This window comes from Fictibacillus macauensis ZFHKF-1 (genome assembly GCF_000269865.1).
Classification (GTDB): domain Bacteria; phylum Bacillota; class Bacilli; order Bacillales; family Fictibacillaceae; genus Fictibacillus_C; species Fictibacillus_C macauensis.
In genome coordinates this window covers 50,780-68,010 of the sequence record NZ_AKKV01000025.1, presented here as the reverse complement: position 1 = coordinate 68,010, position 17,231 = coordinate 50,780, and the positions used below count along the sequence as shown (strand labels likewise).

The 17,231-nt window shown below is 41.8% G+C and carries 13 protein-coding genes and 1 other annotated feature; of the genes, 9 read left to right on the top strand and 4 right to left on the bottom strand.

The annotated features are described in order from the left end of the window. The first annotated feature begins 72 nt into the window (after positions 1 to 72). Positions 73 to 1,788, top strand: coding sequence for an acetate--CoA ligase (gene acsA, locus A374_RS09595; protein ID WP_007202005.1), 1,716 nt, complete (start codon positions 73 to 75; stop codon positions 1,786 to 1,788). A gap of 107 nt (positions 1,789 to 1,895) precedes the next feature. On the opposite strand, the gene A374_RS09590 is transcribed toward acsA, so the two are convergent. Beyond that, positions 1,896 to 4,592: a transglycosylase domain-containing protein gene (locus A374_RS09590; protein ID WP_007202004.1), complete on the bottom strand. Its 2,697-nt coding sequence runs from the start codon at positions 4,590 to 4,592 to the stop codon at positions 1,896 to 1,898. A 149-nt stretch (positions 4,593 to 4,741) separates the two neighbouring features. After that, positions 4,742 to 4,962 (top strand) — a binding site (T-box leader). Between the two features lie 45 nt (positions 4,963 to 5,007). Here A374_RS09590 and tyrS point away from each other — a divergent pair. Then, positions 5,008 to 6,267 (top strand): tyrosine--tRNA ligase, encoded by a 1,260-nt coding sequence (tyrS, locus tag A374_RS09585; protein WP_007202003.1) that lies wholly within the window; start codon positions 5,008 to 5,010, stop codon positions 6,265 to 6,267. A gap of 162 nt (positions 6,268 to 6,429) precedes the next feature. Here tyrS and rpsD read toward each other — a convergent pair whose 3' ends face one another. Further along, the gene (rpsD, locus tag A374_RS09580) at positions 6,430 to 7,032 is read right to left on the bottom strand and encodes a 30S ribosomal protein S4 (protein ID WP_007202002.1); all 603 of its coding nucleotides are present in this window, start codon (positions 7,030 to 7,032) and stop codon (positions 6,430 to 6,432) included. Positions 7,033 to 7,354: 322 nt separating this feature from the next. On the opposite strand from rpsD, the gene megL reads away from it, so the two are divergent. Next, positions 7,355 to 8,569, top strand: coding sequence for a methionine gamma-lyase (gene megL, locus A374_RS09575; protein WP_007202001.1), 1,215 nt, complete (start codon positions 7,355 to 7,357; stop codon positions 8,567 to 8,569). 64 nt (positions 8,570 to 8,633) lie between these two features. Here the strand turns inward: megL and A374_RS09570 are convergent, their stop codons facing one another. Continuing rightward, positions 8,634 to 9,119: a GAF domain-containing protein gene (locus A374_RS09570; RefSeq protein WP_007202000.1), complete on the bottom strand. Its 486-nt coding sequence runs from the start codon at positions 9,117 to 9,119 to the stop codon at positions 8,634 to 8,636. Between the two features lie 152 nt (positions 9,120 to 9,271). Here A374_RS09570 and refZ point away from each other — a divergent pair, with 152 nt between their 5' ends. Beyond that, on the top strand, positions 9,272 to 9,934 hold the full coding sequence (refZ, locus tag A374_RS09565; protein ID WP_007201999.1) for a forespore capture DNA-binding protein RefZ: 663 nt from the start codon (positions 9,272 to 9,274) through the stop codon (positions 9,932 to 9,934). On the opposite strand, the gene hisJ is transcribed toward refZ, so the two are convergent. Beyond that, positions 9,920 to 10,756, bottom strand: coding sequence for a histidinol-phosphatase HisJ (hisJ, locus tag A374_RS09560; protein WP_007201998.1), 837 nt, complete (start codon positions 10,754 to 10,756; stop codon positions 9,920 to 9,922). The genes refZ and hisJ overlap by 15 nt on opposite strands. 246 nt (positions 10,757 to 11,002) lie before the next feature. Between hisJ and ezrA the strand changes: the two genes are divergently transcribed. From ezrA to mbcS, 5 genes are all read left to right on the top strand, one after another. Further along, positions 11,003 to 12,703 (top strand): septation ring formation regulator EzrA, encoded by a 1,701-nt coding sequence (ezrA, locus tag A374_RS09555; protein ID WP_007201997.1) that lies wholly within the window; start codon positions 11,003 to 11,005, stop codon positions 12,701 to 12,703. Between the two features lie 138 nt (positions 12,704 to 12,841). Then, a complete protein-coding gene (locus A374_RS09550; protein ID WP_007201996.1) occupies positions 12,842 to 13,984 on the top strand; it encodes a cysteine desulfurase family protein in 1,143 nt (380 codons plus the stop codon). Between the two features lie 4 nt (positions 13,985 to 13,988). Further along, positions 13,989 to 15,197 carry a tRNA uracil 4-sulfurtransferase ThiI gene (gene thiI, locus A374_RS09545; protein ID WP_007201995.1) on the top strand — a complete coding sequence of 403 codons (1,209 nt, stop codon included), beginning with the start codon at positions 13,989 to 13,991 and terminating at the stop codon, positions 15,195 to 15,197. Between the two features lie 108 nt (positions 15,198 to 15,305). Beyond that, positions 15,306 to 15,500: an alpha/beta-type small acid-soluble spore protein gene (locus A374_RS09540; protein WP_007201994.1), complete on the top strand. Its 195-nt coding sequence runs from the start codon at positions 15,306 to 15,308 to the stop codon at positions 15,498 to 15,500. 107 nt (positions 15,501 to 15,607) lie between these two features. Next, positions 15,608 to 17,191, top strand: coding sequence for an acyl-CoA synthetase MbcS (gene mbcS, locus A374_RS09535; protein ID WP_007201993.1), 1,584 nt, complete (start codon positions 15,608 to 15,610; stop codon positions 17,189 to 17,191). The last annotated feature ends 40 nt before the right edge of the window (positions 17,192 to 17,231 follow it).

The window sequence follows — 17,231 nt, the reverse complement described above, 5'->3', positions numbered from 1 at the left end:
AATGAGTTCAAAAATTCAAAAGCAATGTGGTATAATAAGGATGTATATTATGATGTAGGAGGAGATTGACCAATGAAAGTGGAAGCGCTTCCGAGCATAAAAGGTGACTTTAATTTAGAGAACTATCAAGCAGCCTACGAATCATTTGACTGGACAACTATCGAAAAAGAATTCTCCTGGTATGAGACGGGGCGGGTCAATTTAGCCTATGAAGCCATTGATCGTCATGCACAAGGCGATCGAAAAAATAAAGTAGCTCTCTATTTTTCTGATCAAAAGAGGGATGAGAAGTATACATTTAAAGAAATGCAAGAGTACTCCAATAAAGCAGGCAATTTGCTGCGTCAGTTAGATGTGGAAAAAGGCGATCGCGTCTTTATATTTATGCCACGTTCACCAGAGCTATATTTTACATTGCTTGGTGCCATTAAAGTAGGCGCCATCGTAGGGCCTTTGTTTGAAGCCTTTATGGAAGGAGCGGTTCGCGATCGCTTAGAAGATTCGGAAGCGAAAGTCCTTGTGACAACGCCAGAGCTATTAGAGCGCGTTCCTGTTAGTGAGCTACCTCACCTCAAGCATGTGGTGCTGATTGGTGAGCATGTAAAAGAAGAAGGCCCAATCGTGGACTACCATTCACGGATGGAAAAAGCAGACAAGAAGTTGGCGATTGAATGGGTAGATCGTGAAGACGGTTTAATTCTTCACTATACATCGGGCTCTACAGGAAAACCAAAAGGCGTACTTCATGTTCACAATGCGATGCTGCAACATTATCAAACGGCGAAGTGGGTCCTTGATTTAAAAGATTCAGATGTGTATTGGTGTACAGCTGACCCTGGTTGGGTGACAGGTACATCGTACGGTATTTTTGGTCCTTGGTTAAATGGCGCAAGTAATGTCATTCGTGGCGGTCGTTTTAGTCCAGAAGATTGGTATGGAACGATTGCGAAATATGGTGTTACAGTGTGGTACAGTGCGCCAACCGCGTTCCGTATGTTAATGGGAGCGGGCGATGAAATTGTGAAGAAGTTTGATCTTGCTTCGCTTCGCCATATTTTATCCGTCGGTGAACCGTTAAATGCGGAAGTCGTACGCTGGGGTGTAAAAGTATTTAATTTGCGCATTCATGATAACTGGTGGATGACAGAAACTGGAGCTCAACTCATTAGTAACTACCCAGCGATGGAAATTAAGCCAGGTTCAATGGGCAAGCCGTTTCCAGGTATAGTAGCAGCCATCATTGATGATCAAGATAACGTGTTACCAGCTAATCGAATGGGAAATCTAGCGATTAAAAGTGGCTGGCCTTCGATGATGCGCTCGATTTGGAACAATCCACAAAAGTACGATTCTTATTTTACACCAGGTGGCTGGTATGTTTCTGGAGACTCTGCGTATATGGATGAAGATGGCTACTTTTGGTTCCAAGGACGTGTGGATGACGTTATTATGACGTCTGGTGAACGCGTTGGTCCTTTTGAAGTGGAAAGTAAGCTTGTGGAACATCCGGCCGTTGCCGAAGCAGGGGTAATTGGTAAACCGGATCCTGTTCGTGGAGAAGTGATTAAAGCATTTATTGCGTTGCGTGAAGGGTACACGCCAAATGAAGAGTTAATTCAAGAAATTCGCAGTTTTGTTAAATCAGGGTTAGCGGCGCATGCGGCGCCTCGTGAAATTGAGTTTCGTGATAAGCTTCCGAAAACGAGAAGTGGTAAGATCATGCGCCGTGTGTTAAAAGCATGGGAGCTTGATTTGCCAACAGGCGATTTATCAACAATGGAAGATTAATAGAGAGATGTGTGTTTTCGAGGTTATGAAAACACACATCTTTTTTTTCACATTTAAAAACCCTCTTTAATCTACTAGGACAGTAAATAAAAGAGGGTTTCAGGTCATTAATGTGTTTTCTTTTTCTTTGGTGGTTGTTGTTTCGTTGGTTTTCCAGATGTGACAGGCGGAGATGGTTTCGATTCATGTCCAGATACATCTACCGCAGTTACGTAATAAATTCCTGTGGAAGCAGGGAATGAAGCTTGATCAGATGTGACACTGCCCACTTTTTTCAGAGGACCTTTTGGACTGCTCGCCTGATAGATGCGATAGCCGATGACGTCAGCATCTGCAGATTTGCTCCACGATACTTTTCCTGCACTATAGGAAGCGATCACTCCTCCAGGCGCTCTGCCGTTATCGGCGAGCGGAGAAGAAGAGTATGGCATCGTCGCACCACCTGCGCCATTGCCATAGAGCTCACCACCGATGATCACTCCTTTTTTAATAAATTCTTTCGGTGTTCCTTGCCCAGCTTTATAGCGTTGGCCGTTTGCAATAATATATTCACCTGTATCTAATTTCACATGATCTTGAGCAAATCGTGTATTAAACAGATCGGTTCGAAGTTGTCCTTTGACGAGACAAAGCTCTCCGGATACTTTAACAGAACCACATACGGCGCGGCGAACAATTCCATCGGGCATGTTAAAATGACTGCTTGGTGCGACTAACGATGGTGCTGCTTTATAGGCGGCATTAGCAAAAGCGGCCCAAAGGGATAAGCTAATTTGTCGTTCTCCAGTTGGGATTGAGTCTGGCTTATCATACCCATGCCATACACCGAGTGTTACATTTGGATTAGTTGCAACGAACCAAGAATCACGGTATTCCTGAGTAGACCCTGTTTTACCAGCCCAGTCCGCTGAAAAGGCAAGCTTACCAGCTACTGGTGAGGCGGTTCCACCTGGTTTTAACACATCTCTCATCATATCAAGCATTAAGAAAGACGTTTGTGGTGAAAAAACGTGAACAGGTTTTACTTTATGTTGATAAAGCACTTTGCCATCTTGCGTTTCAATCTTATCAATTAAGTAGGCATCCACAAAGTTTCCGCCATTCGCAAAAGTTGCGTAGGCATTCGTGTTTTCTTCAACGGATACCCCGTAATGAATCCCGCCAATGGCCGCTGCTTTTGCCGTGCGATCTTCGTCGGTAAGCGAAGTGAAGCCCATTTTTTCTAAAGCATGAAACGATTCGGCTTGATTTGAGTTTAAATACGTACGAACAGCTGGTGTATTGTACGATTTAGCAAGAGCTGTTCTAGCCGTCATTAATCCGTGATAACGATCATCAAAGTTATGCACTTGCCAGCCGCCCAATTGCAGCGGCTTATCTTCTAAAATAGACCCAGGTTGTACTTTGCCTTGTTCCATCGCTGGGGCATAATCTAAAAGAGGTTTCATCGTTGATCCATTTTGACGAATCATCTGGGTGGCGTGATTCGTTTTGGAACGATCATAGTTACGACCACCAACAAAGCCAACAATCGCGCCCGTACGATTTTCAATAAGCATTGCGCCTGTATCTTGACGTTCCAGAACAGACACTTTTTTGCCTTTATTGTTTTCTTTTGAAACATAATGAGGTGAGCCGAAAAGGTAATCTTTTTTAGCGGCTGCATTCATCTCTTCATACACATCTTTATTGATCGTTGTGTGTATGTTTAGACCTTGTTGACGCATTTGCTTTGTCGCATTTTCTTCATAATCACGTTTCAGTTTTTTGTCGAGTTTATCGAAGTTTTTGCCATCTTTTTCTGCACCTTTTCGGGCGAGAAGATCAACGGCTCTTCGCTCAATTTCCATGCTAAGGTACGGGTACTTTTCATACGACGATTTCTTTTTTGTTGTTAAATTTTTGCGAACATTATACGTAATGGCATCCTTATATTGCTTTTCGCTAATAACTTTTTGTGTTCGCATCCGGTTTAACACCGTTTTCATTCGGTTCACACCAGGAGAGAGGTCTTTTTTTACTTCACCTTTATTCGTAAATGGTGTGTAAACAAATGGATTTTGTGGCATCCCAGCTAAAAAGGCTGCTTGTGGCAATGTTAAGTTTTTCGCATCTACACCAAATACCCCTTGAGCCGCGGCTTGAATGCCGGCAACATTCATACCAGAAGAGTTACGTCCAAATGGCACGATGTTTAAATACGCATTTAAAATTTCTTTCTTACTCAGCACCTTTTCCAGACGAAGAGCAAGCAGAATTTCTTTTGCTTTCCGATCAAACGAAACTTCATTCGTTAAAATCTGGTTTTTAATAAGCTGCTGTGTAAGGGTACTCCCGCCGGACCGGCTGTCAGAGGCACTTACTTCTTGAAAAACGGCGCGGAAGATGGCTTTCGGAACGATACCATCGTGTTCGTAGAAGTTGCGATCTTCTGTAGAAATAACCGCCTTTGTTACGTTGGGTGAGATATTTTTTAATGAGACTTCTTGACGATCAAGATCGGCACGTAGCTTGCCAATCAGCTGATTCTTTGCAAAGTACATGCGGCTTGTCTCTTCGTAGTTAAAGATTTGATGTTTCATAGAGCTGTACGAACGTACGGGCTCTTTTTGCACAAGAGAAGCAAAGTATCCTGCGCCCGCTCCAACAGCGAAACACGCACCGAACAAAAGCAGAACAATGAGAATTAAAAATGAGTTCCATGTAACTTTAAATGTCTTGTCAGCTTTTTGAAGGATACGTTTTTCTTCAAGAAAATGAAGAAACTTATTCCACTTTTTTTGTGCTTCCTTTAGATGAGACATATGTAAATTCCCTCCTATCGGACGTATTATACCATAATAGTAGACGTTGAGTGCTAACGTGAAATGATTTTTGCAAAGTTTAAAAAATTCGTTTCATTGACAGCGCACCGGGAATATGGTAAAAAAGAAACTAGAATCTTTAATAAACGTAAAATGCGACGAACAGAGCGAAGTAGGCGCGTTCTTCTTGTTTCAGAAAGCTGGTGGTTGCTGTGAACCAGTACAGAGGATGAGGCTGAATTACACTCTTGGAGCTTTCTTTTTTATAGGTAGATCTTGTAAAAAAGAACGGTGATAAACCGTTATGAATGCGAAGTGGAAGAACAGTGTTCTTCAACAAGGGTGGTACCGCGTGCATCACGTCCCTTTTTTAGGGGCGTTTTTTTTATGTTTAAAATTTGAAAGGAGTATGGTGATGGGTATTTTACAGGAATTAGAGTTTAGAGGCCTCATTAATCAAGTAACAGATCGAGAAGGGCTAGAGGAAAAGTTAGCAAAGGAAATGACGCCATTTTACTGTGGATTTGATCCGACAGCAGATAGCTTACACGTTGGTCATTTACTCGTTGTGATGACGATGCGTCGCTTGCAACAAGCCGGACATCAACCGATTCCACTCGTTGGCGGCGGAACAGGGCTAATTGGCGATCCGAGCGGAAAGAAAGCAGAGCGTACGCTCAATGAAATGAGTGTTGTGCAAGACTGGAGCGATAGAATTAAAGAACAGCTTTCAAAGTTTCTTGATTTTGAAGCACCAAAAAATCCAGCAAAAATGGCTAATAACTATGACTGGTTAGGCGGCATTAATGTCATTGATTTTCTGCGTGATGTTGGGAAGTACTTCCCATTAAACTACATGCTTGCAAAAGATTCCGTAAGTTCACGCTTAGAAGCGGGGATTTCTTTTACAGAATTTACGTACATGATCTTACAATCATACGATTTCCTACAATTATACCGCCAAGAAGGATGTCGATTGCAATTAGGTGGCAGTGATCAGTGGGGGAACATTACGTCAGGTCTTGAATTAATTCGTAAAGCAGGGGAAGAAGAGCGTGCATTCGGCTTAACGATTCCACTCGTTACGAAAAGTGATGGTACGAAGTTTGGTAAAACAGAAGGTGGCGCCATTTGGTTGGATCCAGAAAAGACAACGCCATACGAGTTTTATCAATTTTGGATTAACACAGATGATCGTGATGTGATGAAGTTCTTAAAATACTTCTCATTCAAAAGCCAAGAAGAGCTTGATGCGCTCCAAGCAGAAGTGGCGGCTGCACCTGAAAAACGCGCTGCTCAAAAAGCGCTTGCAGAGGAATTAACAGCGCTCGTTCATGGCGAAGCTGCTCTGCAACAAGCGGTGAAAATTTCGCAAGCGTTATTCAGTGGACAACTAAGTGACCTTACAGGTGCTGAAATTGAGCAAGGCTTTAAAGATGTTCCATCTGTAGACATGGCTACAAAAGAAGACATAAATATCGTTGATCTTCTCATTGCTAGTAAAGTGGCACCATCAAAACGCCAAGCGCGTGAAGATGTAACGAACGGAGCGATTTACGTAAATGGAGAGCGCGTGCAAGATCTTGATGCAATGGTTGGTGAAAGTCACCGCATTGACGATCGTTTCATCGTTTTACGTCGCGGCAAGAAAAAATACTTCTTATTGAAATACTAAGAACTCAGGCTGCTTAGAGTGTAGATGCTCTAAGTAGCTTTTTTTATAGTGTTGTGGTTACACAAAGCCACGGTAAAAAAACAGTTCAGGCACTGTGGAAATTTCCAGCAATATCACAAAAAAACCCTTTTGGAGCAAAAGCTCCGAAAGGGTTTTAAAGGATTAACGAGAGTAGTACTCTACGATTAATTGCTCTGAAATTTCAGCCGGTAATTCAGAACGCTCTGGTAAGCGAGTGAATGTACCTTCAAGTTTGTTTTCGTCGAATGTTAGGAAGTCAGGTACGAAGTTGTTTACTTCAACTGCTTCTTTCACAGCGCTCAAGTTAAGAGACTTTTCGCGAACTCCGATTACAGCACCTGGTACAGCGCGGTATGAAGGAATATCAACGCGTTTTCCATTAACTGTTACGTGACCGTGGTTTACTAATTGACGAGCTGCACGACGTGTGCGAGCTAAACCAAGACGGTAAACTAGGCTATCAAGACGAGACTCAAGAAGAATCATGAAGTTTTCGCCGTGGATCCCAGGCATTTTGCCAGCATCATCAAAAATACGACGGAATTGACGCTCATTTACTCCGTACATGTGACGAAGTTTTTGTTTTTCTTGAAGTTGAAGACCGTATTCAGAAAGTTTTTTACGTTGGTTAGGACCGTGTTGTCCTGGAGCGTAAGGACGCTTTGCTAATTCTTTTCCTGTGCCGCTTAGAGAGATCCCAAGACGACGGGAGATTTTCCATGTAGAACCTGTATATCGAGCCATGAATGACTCCTCCTTCACTTGTTTTGTTTTTTTGTAAAACAACAAACAGTGACTGTTTTCTTTTCAACCGCTCATTTTATTGACCTATACCTTCACTTCAGCAGCCTATGAAGCTACGCGATATACCATATCGTTCATGAGATATGTAACAAAATGAAACGACTGACGAGCACAGTGCCGCTTTATTTTACACAAGCTTTAGTATATGTTTTTTCGCAATGCAAGTCAAGCGTGACTTTTGCTGCGTAATATAAAGGGGAAAAGCAATGCTTTGTAGAAGGGGTATAAGGTTTATTTATTCTAGAAAGGGTGTTTAACAATCATGAAGTACGAACATTTTGAAACGAAAGCAATTCATGTAGGTCATGATCAATCACAACATAACGATAGCTTAGCGGTGCCTATTTATCAAACATCGACGTTTGTGTTTCCGAGTGCAGAAAGCGGAGAACGGCGCTTTGCTGGTCAAGAACAAGGGTACGTTTATTCGCGGTTAAGCAATCCAACGGTTGCTTGTCTGGAAGAACGAATGGCGGCGCTTGAAGGCGGCGATCGAGGCTTGGCATTTGCCTCAGGCATGGCAGCTGTTTCCGCTGTTTTGTTAGGACTTGCGAAAACAGGGGATCATATTCTCTGTTCAGAAGGTGTCTACGGTTGTACGTATGGACTTCTACATTATATGGAAGAAAAATTAAACATTAGCCATTCGCTGTTGTCCATGGAAACGAAAGAAGAGATTGAACAAGCGATTGTGCACAATACGTCACTCATCTATATAGAATCACCAATCAATCCGACGATGAAGCTCGTAGATCTACAAATGGTAGCACACGTTGCCAAGGAAAAAGGGATTCCTGTCATTGTGGATAATACGTTTTGTTCCCCCTATTTACAACAACCTTTAGCACTTGGGTGTGATCTTGTTTTGCATAGTGCGACGAAATATATTTGTGGCCATGGTGATGTAATTGGTGGCATTGTTGTCGGGCGGGAAGACGTTATGAAGCAGCTCGCCGCAACCGTTCAAAAAGATATTGGTGGGGTTATGGCGCCGTTTGATGCGTGGTTATTATTACGCGGCATTAAAACGTTGGCCATACGGTTAGATCGCCATTGCGAAAATGCTGAGAAAATCGCAGCGCTCTTAAAAGGACATCCACATATAGAGTCCGTCTATTTTCCAGGCGATAATCAATTTCCGCAATACGCGTTAGCGCAGCGACAAATGAAGCGCGGTGGTGGCATGATTAGCTTTACAATAAAAGGAGGAAAGGAAGAAGCACAGCAATTTATGAATGCGCTTTCATTAATAAAGATTGCAGTAAGCTTAGGAGACGCAGAGACGCTCATTCAGCATCCAGCGACGATGACACATGCGGTTGTTGCTGAAGAAGACCGTGAGAAAATGGGCATTGGTCAGAATTTATTACGACTATCACTTGGCTTAGAAGCGTGGCAAGATATTTGGGAAGATTTAGAACGAGGTTTCACCGCCTTGCAAAATATGCCGACTGTTACAAACTACGAAAGCAACTAGCAAATCATAAAAAAATCCGAATGTGTGGGCCTTTGTAGGCTTCTCATTCGGATTTTTATGGTTATTATAAGTGTTTATTTAGTTCAACAACGAAGCGCTCAAGACCTACGCGATCAATTTCATCAAAACGACCGGTTTCCGGAGAATCAATATCAAGCACACCAAATAGATGATCACCTTTTACGATCGGCACAACAATTTCAGAACGAGAAGCGGCATCGCACGCAATGTGTCCTGGGAATTGATGAACGTCTTCAACAACGATCGTTTCTTTTTTGGCAGCTGCTGTTCCACAAACCCCTTTACCAAGCGGAATTCGTACACAAGCTGGCAACCCCTGAAACGGCCCTAGTACAAGCTGATCAGACAGCTCTTCATACTCATAAAAACCGACCCAGTTAACGTTACTTAAAAATTGATTTAACAGCGCAGAGGCGTTTGCCAAATTAGCCGTAATACTTGTTTCTCCCTCTAAAAGAGCACGAAGCTGCTTGAGCAATAGCTCATAGCTTTCTGCACGATTCTCGCTGTAATTTTCGACGGTAAACATGAACATCCCCCTCTAAATGCTGACTTTCGTCTTATATCTTATCAGAAAATGTTGAAGAGTACACCTGTAGTGATGTATTTGTCGAGCGATTCGTAAAGGGAAATGACGTTTACCAAAGAAAAAAGTAGTATGAAGAAAGGGTGACGGATGTTATGACGAACGTTCGAATGGAGACAAAAATTCAAATTGCTCAAGCAGCCGTGCAGCTGTTTACGAACCAAGGATATAAAGGGACAAGTGTGCGCCAAATTGCGCAAAAAGCAAATGTAAATATAGCGCTTGTTTCGTATCATTTTGGCGGTAAGCAAGGTCTTCTTGAAGAACTCATTTCCTCATTTTATGAAGGCTATATTCAAAAAATCGAAACCGTCTATTCCTCGTATAGCTTTTCAACCGTGAAGGAACAGCTCTTAGTTATGATTGAGCATGTGTTGCATTACCAGCTCCAGCAACCCGAGCTCTCTCGTTTCGTTCATCGCGAAATGACACTCGATTCGACCCTTGTTCGGGAAGTGATGACTACCTACTTAACGAAAGAAAAGTTTGTTTATGATTCGATTTTTGAAAAAGGGATGAAGACCCGTGAATTTATACGCCAGCCTGTTATGCTATTAACGTTGCAGCTTCGCAATTTAATGATTATGCCGTTTCTTCATCCTCTTTATATTGCAGAGGTGTTTCATGCGGCACCCCACGATCCTCTGTTTTTAACATCGTTTGTTGGGTTTATTAATAAATGGCTTGAGCAATCCGTCTGTGTTCGCCAAGAAAGTCGCCTCGGTCAAGCAGCGGGGGCACCTTTATTGCCGTTGTAATGTTTGTGGTATACTAAGTGAAATGCAAGGTGACAATTGATCACTTCCTTGATGTAATCCCTTGAAACTATGGGCATCTGATCCATAGATAAGAGGGATTTTTTGTTTGGCGGCCTCTTTTGCAACCCACTGTGGTGGATACGTTTCTTGACAGTACGGTTTCGTACTGCCGGCGCCGTTATAGTCTAATTCTTCTCCTCTCGTCTTCACAAGTTGTAAAAGTGTTAGAAATTCTTTTTCATAAGAACGAGGAGATGGGAACTTTTTCTGGAATTTATGAATAAGTGAGATATGACCATAGCGTTTCGGCTTATAAGGACCGAGGTTGCTCGTAATGGAGCGACTGACGGTAGCAAAATACGCATCATACACGAAAGCTAGACTACCGAACTGTTCGACGATGTGCTGAAATTCTTCAGCACTATAATCGAGGCAATAGTAGGCTTGGTGTAGCGCAAGGAAATGTACGGATAAGATGGAATCGTCGAGTTTAGGACCGACCTCATTTAAGAACGCAGTCGTTTCAGACTCCCATCCATCGATATAATCTACTTCTAAGCCAATGGAAATTTGCAGAGCAGATTGATAATAGGTTTTCACTTTGGCAACCTCCTCTAAGTAAAGAGGAAGGAATTCTCTTTTCATAGCAGAATCTTGACTAGGAGCAGGATCGACAAAACCTTCAGGAAGGGGGGCGTGCTCTGTAAAGGAAATACCAGTATAGCCAAGCTTCAAAGCTCGTTCTACATAATCCACAAGGCGATCCGTTGAACCGTGTGGGCAAAAGGCAGTATGGACGTGACCGTCATAAGTAGGTTTCATGATCTTCCTCCTTTATATGGAATGGTGCACATTGATAAATTTGGAAAATAAATTGCGCTTTTTTCATTTTTTTTAGTCAAAAATCTTGTTTACATGTTATCATTAAAACAGTAAATGTCGATAGTAATACGGACGCTAAAAAGGTTGTTTTTACGGAGAAAAATGTAGGTTAAAGGCAAACAGACAAGCTTTTGTAAAACATAGAAAAAAATGCGATATAGCAGAAAGGAAGAAAGGGTGCTTCCTATGATATACATAATGATTGCCGCAGTGGCTGTTATAATGATTGCAGTAGTGATGGGCTCACTATCTCGAAAGAAAATTTATAAGCAGATTGATCGGATGGAATCGTGGAAAAATGAAATTATGAATCGCCCGCTTACAGAGGAAATCTCAAAAGTAAAAGGGCTCACGATGATGGGAGAAACAGAAGAGAAGTTTGAATCATGGCGAAACGATTGGGATGACATCGTAACAAGCAAACTTCCTGATATCGAAGAGGCGCTATATGATGCTGAAGAATGCGCTGATAAGTATAAGTTCAAGAAAGCATCTAAAATGTTAGGACACATCGAAAAGCGTATGCAAGGCATTGAAGAGCAAATCAAAGCTATTTCCTCTGAGATTGATGAACTTATTACGAGTGAAGAATTAAATAGAGAAGATATTATTGAAGCAAAAGAACAGTTTGCCGAAGCGAAGAAATATTTCCTTTCTCATTCACGCTCGCTCGGTAAAACGGCGAGTATTTTTCAAGAAACGTTTGATGCAATTAGTGAAAGCTTTTCAACGTTTGACGAAATGACCTCACATGGCAATCACCTCGAAGCCCGTTCGATTCTCGTAGAAGGCATTAACCAACTAAAAGTGGCTCGAGCAAAAATGGAAGCTGTACCAGAGCTTCTCGTCACATTATTATCTGACATTCCACAAAGCGTCAAAGATGTTCATGATGGTTTTCTAGATATGGAAACACAAGGTTATGTTCTCGATCATATCGGCATTGAACAAGAAGTAGAGCAAATGGAAGAAGCGATTGCTTATTTAATGGATCAGCTGTACAAGCTTGAGACAGAAGACGTCCAAAAAGGCGTAGAAGAACTAACTGCCGGCATTGATCAGCTCTATGATTTGTTAGAAAACGAAGTCGTTTCGAAGCAATATGTGTTAAAAGAACGAGAAGAGATTTTTAGAGCGCTTGCCTCTCTACAACTTGATATGGAAGAGATGAAAGCCGAAGCTTCAAAAATTTCACAAAGCTATCAGCTCGATCATACGGATATAGAAGTATATAAAAAGCTTGAAAAAGTGTTTGCAAAGCTTCAATCTCGCTACTCGCTCATTGATCAATCCATTGAGGAAAAGAAAGAATCGTACTCGGTGATTCGAGAAATGATGGAGGAAATGGGTGTTCAAGTAGAAGATATGAAGAAGTCGAACACTAACTATAAAGAAAAATTAGTTAGCATGCGCAAGGATGAGTTACAAACGATTGAGAAGCTTAAGGGACTGCGCAAACAATTACTAGAAGCGCGAAGAATGGTTCAAAAAAGTAACTTACCAGGCTTGCCGGAGCATTATTTAACAACCATTGAACGTGCAGAAGCCGCCATTATCGACGTATCGAAACGATTGGATGAAAAACCGTTAGAAATGTCAAAAGTACTTGCTTCATTAGAAGGTGCGGTTGCGGTCGTAGATGAAAGTTATCATGAAACGATTCATATTATTGAAACGTCCACGTTAGCTGAAAAAGTCATTCAATTTGGTAATCGTTTTAGACGTTCAAGTGAAGATATTTCCGTTCGTCTCATTGAGGCGGAAGTTGCGTTTCGAAATTATCAATACGAAGAAGCGTTAACGATCGCAGGGGAAGCTATTGAGCAAGTGCAACCAGGCGCTTTGAAAGAAATGGAAATGGAAGTAAAACAAAATGTTTTAAGTTAAACGAACGGTCCTGTTGCTGGGGCCGTTTATTTTTTTACTCTATAAAATGGCTTCCTACAAAATCCCTTTTTCTCTATTGCGCAATTATGGTATTATAAACTGATGTGTAGAAGGTACACCATGAGGTGGGGGACATAGATGATTTATTTTGATAATAGTGCAACGACCAAACCATATAAAGACGTACTCGATGCGTTCGTAACAGTCTCACAAGCGTACTTTGCGAACCCTTCATCGATTCATTCTAAAGGTGGAGAATCAGAACGTTTGTTGCAACAAGCACGCAAGACGGTTAGTCAGTTATTACACGTTAAGCCACAAGAAATTATCTTTACTTCCGGTGGAACAGAGGGGAACAATACCGCAATTAAGGGTGTTGCTATGCAATATGCCACGCGCGGTAAGCATCTTATTACAAGTGCTGTCGAACATGCCTCTTCATTTGAAACATTTCACGCACTTGAGACACTAGGATTTGATGTTACCTATTTACCTGTTGATGAAGAAGGACGCATTTCTGTTGATGAACTGAAAGCTGCGATTAGAGAAGATACGATTCTCGTTTCCCTTATTTCTGTAAATAATGAAACGGGTACGATTGGGCCAATTGAAGAAGTTGGAAAGCTATTACAAGAATACAAAAAGATTTATTTTCATGTTGATCACGTTCAAGGAATTGGTAAAGTGCCGCTTTCCTTTACGAAAGCAGGCGTCGATCTTTGTACGATTTCTGGCCATAAGGTGCATGGATTAAAAGGAACGGGTATCCTATATAAGCGAGAAAGTGTTTTGTTATCGCCCCTTTTAACGGGTGGAGAGCAAGAAGGAAGTGTACGCGCTGGCACGGAGAATGTGGCTGGAATTGTATCACTTGCTAAGGCACTGCGCATGACATTTGAGTATATGGATGCTGGTGTTCGTAATATGGAAAAAATTACAAGTTACATGCGTGATGAGTTAGAAAAGTTGCCTAGTGTTGTCATTAACACACCAAAGACACAATGTGCACCACACATCTTAAATTTTTCAGTTGAAGATGTGAAGCCTGAAGTGCTTATACATGCATTAGATCAAAAAGAGATTTACGTTTCAACGCGTTCAGCTTGTGCATCGAAGCAAACGGGTGCCAGCCGCGTTCTTCTGGCAATGGGCATGAAAGAAAAACGAGCAAGTTCCGCTATTCGCCTTTCGCTTTCGTATGAAAATACGATGGAAGAAGCAGAGATTGTGCTTCGAGAATTAAAAAAAGCAGTGACAGAGCTGCAAGAAATCATGAGGTAATCATATGCAATATAATCATATCGTTATTCGTTTTGGTGAATTATCACTGAAAGGTAAAAACAGAAGACATTTTGAAAGCCAGCTTCGCGAAACGGTCCGCAAAAAATTAGCGCCTTTTAAACAAGCAGTTGTTGTCAAATCGTATGATCGCATTCTTGTTGAAATCAATGGGGAAGATCATATGCTAATGATTCAAAAACTGCAAGAAGTATTTGGGATTCACGCCATTAGTTTAGCGATCCATACCGAAAATGATCTTTCCGCTATATTAGAAGGTGCGCTAGCAGCTTTTACAGAAGCACGCGGTACAGCAAAGACCTTTAAAGTTGCAGCGAAGCGAAGTAATAAGAGCTTCCCTGTCGGTACGATGGAGCTCAATCGCGAAGTCGGAGGTCATATTTTACGCGCAACAGAAGACATCACGGTTGATGTGCATAAACCAGATGTAGAAGTAAAAGTAGAAGTAAAAGACAACGGTACATTCATTAGCTGTTCAACGTTCCCAGGAGCAGGCGGCTTACCGATCGGTGTTGGTGGAAAAGCCATTCTCATGCTTTCCGGTGGCATTGATAGCCCGGTTGCTGGTTATTTAACGATGAAGCGCGGTGTTCGTCTTGAGGCTGTTCATTTTCATAGCCCGCCGTTTACGAGTGAACGTGCTCGTCAAAAAGCAGAAGATTTAATGCAAGAGCTGACACGCTTTGGCGGAAAATTAAAGCTGCATATCGTTTCTTTTACGAAAATTCAACAGATTATTAAAGAAAAAATACCTGCTAGCTATAGCATGACGATTATGCGTCGTATGATGTTGCGCATTACGGAACGCATTGCTGAAGAACGCAATGCTATGGCAATCGCGAACGGTGAAAACTTAGGTCAAGTAGCAAGCCAAACGATGTATAGCATGAATACCATTAATGAAGTAACAAACTTACCGATCATTCGTCCTGTTGTAACGATGGATAAATTAGAAATTATTGATATTTCTCAAAAAATCGGTACGTATGATATTTCCATTCGTCCGTATGAAGATTGCTGTACAATTTTTGTGCCAGCTGCTCCTAAAACAAAGCCACGTCGTGATAAGGCTCAGTTATTTGAGCAAAAAATCGAAAATATGGAAGAGCTTATCGAAGAAGCTGTGGCCACGATTGAAACGGTCCTTTTTGAAGAAGCAACAAATAAAGACGATGAGTTTACAAACCTTTTCTAACCTGCAGATGTTTTCTACTGCAGGTTTTTTTCTGCCACAGCAATTAATATTTACCACGGTTTGAACGACGCTCTTCATCACATTCTATACGTACAGGAGGTGAAGACAATGAGCCAATCAAACAAGTTAGTCGTACCTGGTGTAGAACAAGCGATTGATCAATTGAAATATGAAATCGCAATGGAGCTAGGAGTAAACCTTAGCCCAGAGAACAGTTCACGTTCAAATGGATCAGTTGGTGGAGAAATTACGAAACGACTCGTAGCAATGAGTCAGCAACAGCTTGGCGGTCACAAGGAATAATAATTTCATATCTATTGCTTAAGGAGTGGGCGCTGTCCACTCCTTTAATGTACAAATTTTCTAAAAATATAGTATAATTAAGGAGGATTGGTAAAAATAAGGGAGGAATGACATTGAAGAACGTAGCACCTCTAGAGGCACCACCATTTTATAATGTAACAACTGAAATGGAACAATTTAGTGAGAATACACAACGAATTGCGCTTATGTGGAGAAATGAACAAGGTGATACCGAAGACATTACATATCATGCGCTGTTTCAGCGCTGTAACCAAACCGCGTTAGCTTTACGAAAGCTGGGTCTACAAAAAGGGGATAAAGCGCTCATTATGATGCCCCGAAAAATTGAAACGTATGTGATCTACTTAGCCTGTTTAAAGGCAGGGATTGTCGTCATTCCCTCTTCTGAAATGTTACGTCCGAAAGATATTAGCTATCGCATCGTTCACAGTGAAGCAAAAGCCATTATTTGTGATGAGGCTTTTACGGAAGGTGTGGAAGCCATCAATGAAGAACTTCCGACACTATCGTATAAACTTTTGTCGAGTGGAACGCTTAAAAACTGGCAATCATTAAGGAATTTAGCAAGTCAAGAAGATACGGAATATGTGGGAGAAGCGACCAAAAGCGATGATATGGCTTTTCTTTCGTATACATCCGGAACAACAGGACTGCCAAAAGCGGCTGTTCATACGCATGGTTGGGCATATGCACATTTACGAACAGCTGCAAAAGGTTGGCTTAACATAACGGAAGAAGATATTGTGTGGGCAACGGCAGGACCTGGTTGGCAAAAGTGGATCTGGACGCCATTTCTTTCAGTCTTAGGATGTGGAGCCACAGGATTCGTGTATCATGGTAAATTTGATCCTCACGTGTATTTAACGCTCCTACAGCAACAAGACATTTCCGTCTTATGTTGCACACCGACGGAATACCGCATTATGGCAAAAGTAGATAATCTGAATGCGTATGCTTTACCGAAGCTACGTAGTGCTGTTTCTGCTGGGGAGCCATTAAATCGAGAAGTAATTGCTACCTTTCAGCGCTATTTTGATGTGACCGTGCGTGACGGGTATGGACAAACTGAAAACACGTTGCTTGTCGGTATGATGGATGGTATGCCGCTACGCCCGGGATCAATGGGTAAACCAACACCAGGAAATATCGTTGAAATCATTGATGAGCATGGGGCAATCGCTGCCGTTGGAGAAGTGGGCGATATTGCCGTTCATAAAGATTCTCCAGCTCTTTTCAAACATTATTACAAGGATCCTGAACGTACGAGTCGTGCTTTTCGTGGAGATTATTATGTTACAGGCGATCAAGCGAAAAAAGACGAAGAGGGTTACTTTTGGTTCGAAGGTCGTGGCGATGATATTATCATTAGTTCCGGTTATACAATCGGTCCTTTTGAAGTCGAGGATGCCTTAATTAAGCATCAGAGTGTTAAAGAATGTGCAGTCGTTGCAAGCCCAGATGAGGTGCGTGGCCATATTGTTAAAGCGTACGTTATTTTACAGGATGATGTAACGCCATCAGAAGACTTAGTAAAAGCTCTACAGAATCATGTGAAGACGTTAACGGCACCGTATAAATATCCGCGCCAAATTCAATTTGTAGAAAATTTACCGAAAACAACATCAGGGAAAATTCGACGGATTGAACTTCGACAACAAGAAGGGATCTAATACAAAAAAAGAGTGGGCTTGCCCTCTCTTTTTCCATTTT